At 32.3% G+C, this 2,520-nt stretch carries 3 protein-coding genes; all 3 read right to left on the bottom strand.

Going from position 1 to position 2,520, the window contains the following annotated elements; all coding sequences use genetic code 11:
* A partial coding sequence (locus CQA53_RS10875) for a hypothetical protein (protein ID WP_147290043.1) occupies window positions 1-275 on the bottom strand: 275 nt, incomplete at its 3' end.
* Window positions 265-1,254, bottom strand: a complete 990-nt coding sequence (locus tag CQA53_RS10870) for a hypothetical protein (RefSeq protein ID WP_115543962.1) — start codon at window positions 1,252-1,254, stop codon at window positions 265-267. The genes CQA53_RS10875 and CQA53_RS10870, both read right to left, overlap by 11 nt.
* Window positions 1,255-2,364 (bottom strand): hypothetical protein, encoded by a 1,110-nt coding sequence (locus CQA53_RS10865; protein WP_115543961.1) that lies wholly within the window; start codon window positions 2,362-2,364, stop codon window positions 1,255-1,257. It abuts the gene before it with no gap.
* Window positions 2,365-2,520: the final 156 nt, after the last annotated feature.

The raw sequence follows: 2,520 nt of genomic DNA, 5'->3' as shown, positions 1-2,520 counted from the left end.
CCAGCCTTTTCAGCACCTATTTCCATAGCTAAAGTAGCACCAATTCTTTTCGTGTCATTTGTAGAAGCGCTTTTTGTAATGCCACTTACTACGCCATTATGTATATATATCCCCCAAGATAAATATTTTGTTGGTTGCTTTAATACATGCTCTGTTATTTCCACAACGAGATTCCCAGAAAATGCTAAATATCCAGATAGTGAGGTAAAGATAATAGTTTTATCATCTATCAGCGGTTTTGTATCTTGATTGGGTGGCGTGTTATCATTTGGCATTGTTTATTCCTTTTTGTCGTTGTGTTTCTATTGCGACAATATCTAAATATGGTTTGTATGTAGCAAATTCTTTGTATGAATGAAGTAAAAACCCATCTGGAGACTTGTCGAGAAATTCAAACATAGTCTTGAATTTTAAAAATACATCTTCATTGGATTCTAATAAGGCATTTTTTGTATGCACAATCCATAAGGTTTGAAATTCATCATTAAAATTTCCTTCAAAATGTAGCTCTACATTCATAGCGCCATATATTGTATCATCTTGCACTGGTATTGATTTTATACAATCAATAGTAAAAATTGTAAATACGCCGAACAAATTCCAATAACCAACTAAGTGTTGTTGAAAAATCAAAAATTCTCCATAGGGATAGAATCCACAATCTAAATTGGGGTGATAGAGCAAAATGCCACCTTTGTGTAGTTTGCCTTCGTATATAAAATCTTTGATTAAAAAGATTCTATATACAAATGTTGATGGTGGGATTTGTGCTATACACCACATTATAGCAAAAACACACCCACCATAAAATGCACCATTAAAGGAAGGAATTAAAAAACAAATGGCAAATACAACTTTAATCATTGAGCGAAAAAACTGCGATTTAATATAAATATAAGATTGCTTCCATTCTATATCTTCTTTTTTTATGTTAAGTTTTTGATAATCTTTAGTTACATAATATTCGTATATATCTATGCTATACAACACACAAAAAAGATAACAAGGCAAAGCAATACATAGAGATAAAATAGATTTTACGCTAAAGTGAGTTATATAAATTACTTGAATAAGCAAATACAGGAGCAATAAAAATCCTATAAGGAAGCAGAACATAAGAACAAAATGTTTGTAGAAATATATTTTAAGCTTTTGCATAGGGGTAAAACTGGTAGTTGCATTTAGATTTTTTACAAAATATTGCAGGATATGGATATTCTGTTTCGCATTAGATATTTTCACTTTCTCACTCATTTACGCTACCCTCTCATCAAAATTATCTCTATCTACTACAAAGCTTACCTTATCGATAGTATTTTCTTGTCCCACATAGACATTATGCACTATGAGCTTTCCTCTCTCATCACTTTGTCCTTTAGCTACTACTCGCTTAAATCTATGATTATAAAGATAGATTGTTGTATTTTTTAAGAGATTCCCACTTGCACCATCATAGCATTTCTCTATCTCTATGGTGATAGGGATAGCATTGGCTATGGGAGTGATTTTAGGTTCTTTAGATTGTGCCTTATCTGTTTCTTTAGATGTTCTCTCTTTAGAATCTTTACTTGTATCTAACTCTTTTTGTTGCAAAGTATCATAAAACTCTTTATCTCTATCAAGATAGTTAGGAAAACTTTGCATTAAAAGGATTGTTTTAAAATAGCTACTCTTAAGATTACTTGCTTCTTTGCAGAGTATTTCAGATTCTATATCATCTAAGATTCTAAGTTCGATATATTTGTTACGCACAAGATAATCATTGATTCTATTAATCTTGAGATTATAGGCTTTTTCTAAGCGTTCTATCTCTGCGTTATGCAGTTCAGCTTCTTTATCGGTATCATCAAATATAAGGTATTCTACGCCAAATGCTATAAGACTACCTACTACTGCACCAATGATAGTTCCTACAACAGGAGCGGTAGAACCTAAAGCCGCTCCTGTGGCAGCACCAGCTAAAATACGACTTCCTACAGAAACCCCTAATCGTGTAGCAGTTTTAGTGGCGATTTTTTCTCCTGCCTTGCCACCAAGATAAGAAGCTACAAATTCAAATGTAGCTTCCCCAGCTGCCCTCTTATCGCTTTTCCCCTCTGCTTTTTTAAAGAAATACGCTATTACTCCGTAATTAACCCCTAAGGTAATGGTTGGAGCATTTGGTATATAAAAGGGCGTTTTTTTAGGATAGAGCATATCACTCATAGCACTTACAAATGCAGAATTAGCAGGGAGATAAATACTAAGAAAAGTATCAGTAGTGCTACCCAAGTCATTTAAAACTTTTTTCCTTTGTGGCAAACTATCATTAAACTCACAATTATAAAGATTCAAAGAAGCATAGATACTTTTTTGACTACTCATTCACTATCCTTTTTTTCGATATTATTTTGATAGTATTGTTTCATTTCGTCCATATATGGACTAAAATCGATTGTAAAAATATTATGGTTTCTTTCCTCGTTAAATATGATTTCTATATGTTCATAATATTTTAAAAATAGAGCAACTCGAGATTTT

This window comes from Helicobacter didelphidarum (assembly GCF_003364195.1).
Lineage (GTDB): Bacteria > Campylobacterota > Campylobacteria > Campylobacterales > Helicobacteraceae > Helicobacter_A > Helicobacter_A didelphidarum.
This window is presented reverse-complemented; position numbering and strand designations above follow the sequence as displayed.

Bases quoted from the DNA above. Each gene is read 5' to 3' on its own strand.
- CQA53_RS10870 (WP_115543962.1), bottom strand. From the start codon at position 1,254: ATGAGTGAGAAAGTGAAAATATCTAATGCGAAACAGAATATCCATATC.
- CQA53_RS10865 (WP_115543961.1), bottom strand. From the start codon at position 2,364: ATGAGTAGTCAAAAAAGTATCTATGCTTCTTTGAATCTTTATAATTGT.